Source organism: Kitasatospora sp. NPDC047058 (assembly GCF_040643935.1).
Lineage (GTDB): Bacteria > Actinomycetota > Actinomycetes > Streptomycetales > Streptomycetaceae > Kitasatospora.
Map to the genome: position 1 here is coordinate 1 of NZ_JBEYVJ010000370.1, position 6,461 is coordinate 6,461.

The window sequence follows — 6,461 nt, forward strand, 5'->3', positions numbered from 1 at the left end:
GCACCCCGCGCCGCGGCCGGGCCGGCACCGCCGCCCGCCAACGAGTCCACGATGTGCCGGGTGGCCGCGGGCGAGAGGAAGGCGTTCCCGGTGGCGGCGGCCCGGACGGCCTGGATCAGCTCGGCCGGCGCGGTGTCCTTCAGCAGGAAGCCGGCCCCGCCCTCGGTGACGGCGCGCAGCACGTTGTCACGCTCCCCGAAGGTGGTGAGGACCAGCGCCCGCGCGGCGGGCACCACCCGGCGCAGCTCGCCGAGCGCCGTGAGCCCGTCCATCACCGGCATCTGAATGTCCAGCAGCACGACGTCGACCCGGTGGGCCAGCGCGAGGTCCACGGCCTGCCGGCCGTCGGCCGCCTCGGCGACCACGTCGATGTCGTCGGCGGAGGACAGGATCATCCTGATCCCGGCCCGGATGAGCGGCTCGTCGTCGGCGACGAGGACTCGGATCACTGCTGGTCATCCCCTCGATCGGTGCGGGTGGCACTGCTGCGCACCATCCTCACACCTCCCGCCCCCGCCCCTCCCGCCCGGGTCCGCGATCATCCCCCAGGACTCACCCGGCGAACCTTCCCGGTGACGGCACGAGCCCGCCCGGACTGGCGGAGGCACCTCACGAAGCCCTCGGCGGCGCCCGTCATCGTGAGATCCCGGAAATCTGACGGCCCCTCACCGGGGTCAGGACTTCGCCACGAAGTGGAGCTTCTCCACCAGGACGCCGTCCTTGAAGCAGAAGCGGTCCACGTTGTCCTCGCCCCAGTGGTCGTTGGTGTCGCCGGAGAGGAAGTAGCGGCAGGTCGAGCCGTCGGGGCGGGCGGGGCCGGTGCCCTCGTAGTCCTGGGTGAAGAACCCGTTGCCGGGCGGGAGGCGCCGCTCCACCTCGGCCTGTGCGGTGCCGACCTCGATCGAGTCGTACAGGGAGCGCGGGACGGTCGCCTCCTTCGACACCTGGACGAAGGACACCACGCCCCATGCCAGCAGGCCGAGGACGGTGAGCAGCACCACGCCGCCGCCGATCGCGCAGCCGATCGCGGGGCTGCGGCGGCGCCGTGCGCCCGGCTCTCCGTCCGGCCCGGGAAGGCCGTCGAGCAGCCACTCCTCCGCGCCCGCGGCACCAGCGAGGTCTCCGGCCATGGCCGCCGGGCCGTCCGCCGCGGACCCGGCGCCCTCGTACGGGAGCACGGCGGCGAGCCGGAAGCCCGCCTCGGGGGTCGGCCCGGCGTGCACCATCCCGCCGACCAGCCGGGCCCGCTCGCGCAGGCCGGTCAGGCCCTGGCCGCCGCTGACCACCGCGGTGCCGCCGCCCGCCGGGACGCCGACCGGTTCGGCGGCCCGCGGATTGGCCACCTCCACGACCAGCGCGTCCGGCTCGTAGCGCAGCGCGACGGCGATCGGCGCGCCGGGTGCGTGCTTGTGCGCGTTGGTCAGCGCCTCCTGGACTATCCGGTACGCGGCGTGGCCGACGTTGGCGGCGAGCGGCCGGCGTTCGCCGTCCTCGGCGAAGGAGACGGTCGTCCCGGCGGCCCGCGAGGACTCGACCAGCTTGCCGACTCCTTCCACGCCACCGCGGTGGCCGGCGCCGGGGGCTCCCGCGCCGGCCCCCGGCACGGACGGCAGTGCGGTCGACTCGTCGTGCAGGACCCCGACCACCTCGCGCAGCTCGCGCATCGCCGAGACGGCGGCCAGCCGCAGCACGCCGACCGCCTCCCGCTGCCGGTCGGTGAGGGTGCGGTCGACCTCCAGGGCGCCGGAGTGGACGGAGATCAGGGCCAGCTGGTGGCCGAGGCTGTCGTGCATGTCCTGGGCGATCCTGTGCCGCTCGCGCAGCCGCGCCTGGTGCGCGACCATGACGCGCTCGCGCAGCAGCTGGTCGTTGCGGTCGCGCAGTGCGTCCAGCAGGGCGCGGCGCTGGGCCCGGTAGCGGCCCCAGAGCGCGGGCAGCACCGCGACCAGCAGGTAGCCGCCCAGTGAGAGTCCGATCATCAGCTTGAGCGGGGCCGTGCCGATGTCCTTCACCACGCCCGTCGCCGTCATCAGCAGGAACCCGCCGGTGAACGAGCCGGCCAGCACCGCGACCCGCTTCACCCGGGCTCCGGCCGACCAGCCCGCGCAGACCAGCAGTGGCAGCGGCGCGGCGGCCCAGCCGGTCAGGGTGGCGGTGAGCACCAGGACGGTCCCGGGCAGGCCGCGGCGGAGCAGGAAGAGCAGGGCGACGGCCGGCCCCGAGACCAGGCAGAGGCCGGAGTGTTCGGCGATCGCCAGCAGTGTGGCGAGCACGCCCAGCAGCAGCGCGCCGCCCAGCTCACGCACCACCAGCCCGGGCCGCCAGGGCCCGGGAAACGCCGCTCGTACCGCCTTCGACCAGGCCTTCGCCAGTGCATCCACCCGACGGAGGTTAGCGAAGCGGGCCACCCCGCCACCTTCATCCTTCGTCGCTTCCCCACCCCGACGAAAGTCGCACCCGCACCCCTGACGAAGGACGGGGTTCCTCGCACCTCCCAGCCGTACGCCGTACTCCGCCGGCGCTCAGCCGTACGCGGTGAGCAGCAGCGCCACGTCGTCCACCCGGTGGGTGGAGCCGACCTCGTGCACCAGCCACTCGGCCATCCGGTCCAGCCCGTCCGCGGCCGGATCCGCCACCTCCGGGGCGCGCGCGAGGGCGGCGCTCAACCGGTCGACGCCCTCGTCGATCGCCACCGCCGGGTCCTCCACCAGCCCGTCCGTGTAGAGGGCGAGCAGCGAACCCCGCTCCAGCCGCAGCTCGCTGACCGGGTACTCGGCCCGGTGGTCGACGCCGAGCAGCGGGCCGCCCGGGACGTACAGCGCCTCGGTCTGCCCGTCGGGGTGGCGCAGCACCGGCGGGAGGTGTCCGGCGCGGGCGACCATGGCGGTGCCCTCGGCGGGCGTGAGCCGGATGAGGCAGCAGCTGGCGAGCAGTCCGGGGTCGAGGTCGAGCAGCAGCTGGTTGGTGCGGACGAGCACCTCCTCGGGCGGGTGGCCGCCGGTGGCGAAGGCCCGCACCGCGCTGCGCAGCTGTCCCATGGTGGCGGCGGCACCGACGCTGTGCCCCTCGACGTCGCCGATGACCAGGCAGAGGTCGCGGCCGGTGACGATCGCGTCGTACCAGTCGCCGCCGATCTCCATGCCCTGGGTGCCGGGCAGGTAGCGGGCGGCGATCCGGATGTCCTTCAGGTCCGGCAGCCGGTGCGGCAGCAGGGCCTGCTGGAGGCCGCGGGCGAGGGCGAACTCGGCGTCGTAGAGCCGGGCGCGCTCCAGGGCCTGGGCGATGAAGCCGCCGAGGGCGGTCATCAGGCCGCGGTCCTCCACGGTGAAGGAGCGGGGCTCGTCGAAGCCGAGGATGCAGCTGCCGACCGGGTGACCGGAGGCGATCAGCGGCAGGAAGGCCCAGGCCCCCATCTCGTCCAGGGCGATGCCGGGGTAGGCGGCGGCGAGCTGGCGGACGGACTCGAAGAAGATCGGCGTGCCGGTGCTGAGCGCCTCCGCGCCGGGGATCCGGGCGGCGATCGGGGTGCCCTCGAAGCTGTCGAGGAAGCCGTCGGGGTAGCCGCTCTGCGAGATCAGGTGCAGCCGTTTGTCCCGGACGGCGTAGATGGCCAGCTCCTGGCCGCCGAAGGCCGGCAGGATCTCGTCGGCGACGGCCCGGCAGACGTCGCGGACGGTGACCGCCTCGCTGAGCGCGCTGGCCAGCTGGAGCAGGTGGTACATGCCGCCGACGCCGGTCGGGGCGCCCGGCGGGGGCTCGGCCGGCCGCTCGGCGGCGCCCGGCGGCGTCTCGGCGGCGACCACCCGGCCGGTGACGCCGTGCGCGTCGGGGTAGAGCGAGAACGCGAACCAGTCGTCCGGCGGGCGGGCGGCCAGGAAGGCGGTGGGCTGCTGGGAGAGCATGGCGGCCCGGTAGCGGTTCTCGTACACCGGGTCGGAGAGCCAGGACAGCACGTCCCACGGGTGGTGGCCGATCAGGTCCTCGCGGCGGGCGCGCAGCAGCAGCTCGACGCTGCGGTTGGCGTACGTGATCCGGCCGTCCGGGTCGAGCGAGAAGACGCCTTCGCGCAGCCGCTCGACGGCGGCCGCGGCGGCGGTGCCGGTCCGGGTGTCCAGGACGGCGCCGACCAGGTGGGTGCGGCCCTTGGGGCCGCCCTCGGGGACGCGGCCCCAGAGTTCGACCGGGTAGGGGTGGCCGTCCTGGTCCAGCACCCGGACGCGCGCGGCCAGCATCCGGCCGTCGTCGAGCGCGGCGCGGGCGGCGGCCCGGAAGTCCGGCAGGTCGCCGGGGGCGATCCGGGTGATCAGGGTGGCCGCGCGGCCGTCGAACGTGGCCGGGTCGAGGCCGAAGATCTCGCAGAACTGGTCGTCGGCGGAGAGCGCCCCGGTGGCCACGTTCCAGTCGAACAGGCCGACCCGGGTGGACGGCGGGGAGGCCGGGAGCAGCTCGACCACGGCGGTGTCGCCGTTCGGCTCGACCGGGTGCCCGCCCTCCTCCAGGCCGGCCAGCCCGGCCGCGAGCCGGTCGGCCACCGTCCGCAGCCGGCGCCGGGCCTCCTCGGAGACCTCGTCGACGGAGGCCGGCCAGAGCATGCTGATCACCCCGTACCGTTCCTCGCCGGCCGTCACCGGGATGCACGCGGACGCGAAGTCGTAGGGCATGCCGACGGCCAGCTGGGGAAACCGCCGCATGGTGTCCTCGGTGTCGGCGAGCGTGACCGTCCGCCCGGTGCGGTAGCTGACCGCCACCGGCAGCGGCCCGGCCGCGGCGATCCGGCGGAACGCGCTGACGATCGACAGCGGCACGCCGGCGATGGTGCAGAGCACCAGCGAGCGCCGGTCGCGCGAGCGCAGGTAGACCATCCCGCCGTAGGCGTCGGTGCCGCCGATCGCGTCACGGACGGCGGTGGCGAGCATCGCGTCCCGCTCGTGCGCCGCCCTGGCGGCGGCGTCGACCTCCCGGGGGCGGTTCGGGGCTGCTCGCGCCGTCCGGGCACCATCGGTCACGTGCGGGCCGGCCCGGCCCGCCGGCACACCCTGGCGCATGCTCTCTTGCTACGCCCGGGTCAAGGGACTGTCAAGGCGAGCCCGGACCGCCCCGGCGTGCCCACCGGGCCCTGCTGCGCCAGCATGGGCGGCATGCCGCCCACCCGAAACCACGCCGCCGGCCCCGCGACCGGCTCCGTGCCCGGGCCGACCACCGTGGTCAACCTCAAGGGCCACCGCGACGACCCCGGGTACGCCGACGTCGTCTACGTCGGCCGCGCGATGCACCGCGGCGGCTGGCACCTGTCCGAGCACCCCCTGCACTGCCCCTACCGCCCGGGCCCCGACCTCACCCGCGAAGAGATGCTCGCCCGGTACCGCGCCTACCTGCTGGACCGCCCGGAGCTGCTCGACCTCGTCCCGGACCTCCGCGGCCACCGTCTCGGCTGCTGGTGCGTGCCCCTCCCCTGCCATGCGCAGGTCCTCGCCGACCTCGCCGACCACGGCTGGGACTGACACCCCGCGGGCGGCTCGGGCTCACAGCGCCCCGAGGTCGACCTCCACCGGGAACGGCACCGCCGTCTTCACCGTGCCGGCGAACACCTCGCCGTCGCAGTAGGCCCGGCTCGCCGGATCCAGCACGTGGGTGTGGACGACCGGAACCCTTGCGGCCACCTGCTCCACCCGCCAGTGGAACGGGATGCCGGCCTTCGCGTACCGGTCCGTCCTGACCACCCGGTCGGTGGTCTCCGACCCGGGTGGGACGACCTCCACCACCAGCGCCACGTGCTCCGGCCTGGTCGGCGTGATGTCGATGGTGTCGGCACGGTAGACGACCACGTCGGGCCGTCTGTTGTCGAGCGGGACGTCCTGCAAGCGGACGTCGAAGTCCGTGTCGGCGTTCCACTCCGCGCCCCCGGCCCGGTCCAGCGCGTTCGCCAGGAGCCGGGCGAGCCGGTTGTGACGCTTGGCGGCGCCCGGCTTCGCGAGCACCGTCCCGTCCACGACCTCGATGCCCGCGCACCGTTCCTCGGGCCAGGAGTCGTACTGCTCTCCGGTGACCGGGAGATGCCCGCCCGCGGGTGTTCCGGTGCTCACCGCGGCCGACCTCCCCGGAGCCTGCTCGGCGGACTCGGACTACGCGGCACAGCCTACCGGCACCGGCTGACGGGGCGGCAGCGCTGGACGGGCGTCCGCGAACCGTTGCGGGCTGCTTCGGTATTCTCGGCCGGGAGGTGCGGCGCAGCGGCTGCCCCGGGGGAAGTGAGTAGTGAAGATGCAGCCGGCAGCGTCCGACCGTTCCGCAACGCGTGTGTCCGGGCGGGAGGGGGAGGACGGCGGCGCGTCGTGGCAGTGGGACGGTGACGCGGACGGGGGCCCGGAGCCGCTGGCCGAGGTGCTGAGCGGGGGCGGCGGGAACGACGGCGGGCCCCGGCTGAGCCGGCGGCGGCTGCTGGCCGGGGCCGGGGTGCTGGC

The 6,461-nt window shown here is 75.2% G+C and carries 5 protein-coding genes; 1 reads left to right on the top strand and 4 read right to left on the bottom strand.

All coding sequences use genetic code 11. From position 1 onward, the window contains the following. The 3 genes from ABZ885_RS33030 to ABZ885_RS33040 form a co-directional block, all read right to left on the bottom strand. On the bottom strand, window positions 1-449 hold a 449-nt coding region (locus ABZ885_RS33030), incomplete at its 3' end, for a response regulator transcription factor (protein ID WP_360196928.1). 225 nt (window positions 450-674) lie between these two features. Beyond that, a complete protein-coding gene (locus tag ABZ885_RS33035) occupies window positions 675-2,381 on the bottom strand; it encodes a histidine kinase (RefSeq protein ID WP_360196931.1) in 1,707 nt (568 codons plus the stop codon). A gap of 141 nt (window positions 2,382-2,522) precedes the next feature. Next, entirely contained in the window at window positions 2,523-5,045 is a 2,523-nt protein-coding gene (locus ABZ885_RS33040) for a SpoIIE family protein phosphatase (RefSeq protein ID WP_360196933.1), read from the bottom strand. A gap of 93 nt (window positions 5,046-5,138) precedes the next feature. On the opposite strand from ABZ885_RS33040, the gene ABZ885_RS33045 reads away from it, so the two are divergent. Next, window positions 5,139-5,501 carry a DUF4326 domain-containing protein gene (locus tag ABZ885_RS33045; RefSeq protein WP_360196936.1) on the top strand — a complete coding sequence of 121 codons (363 nt, stop codon included), beginning with the start codon at window positions 5,139-5,141 and terminating at the stop codon, window positions 5,499-5,501. A 21-nt stretch (window positions 5,502-5,522) separates the two neighbouring features. Here the strand turns inward: ABZ885_RS33045 and ABZ885_RS33050 are convergent, their stop codons facing one another. Further along, complete coding sequence (locus tag ABZ885_RS33050) at window positions 5,523-6,083, bottom strand: Uma2 family endonuclease (protein ID WP_360196939.1); 561 nt, start codon at window positions 6,081-6,083, stop codon at window positions 5,523-5,525. Window positions 6,084-6,461 lie beyond the last annotated feature (378 nt).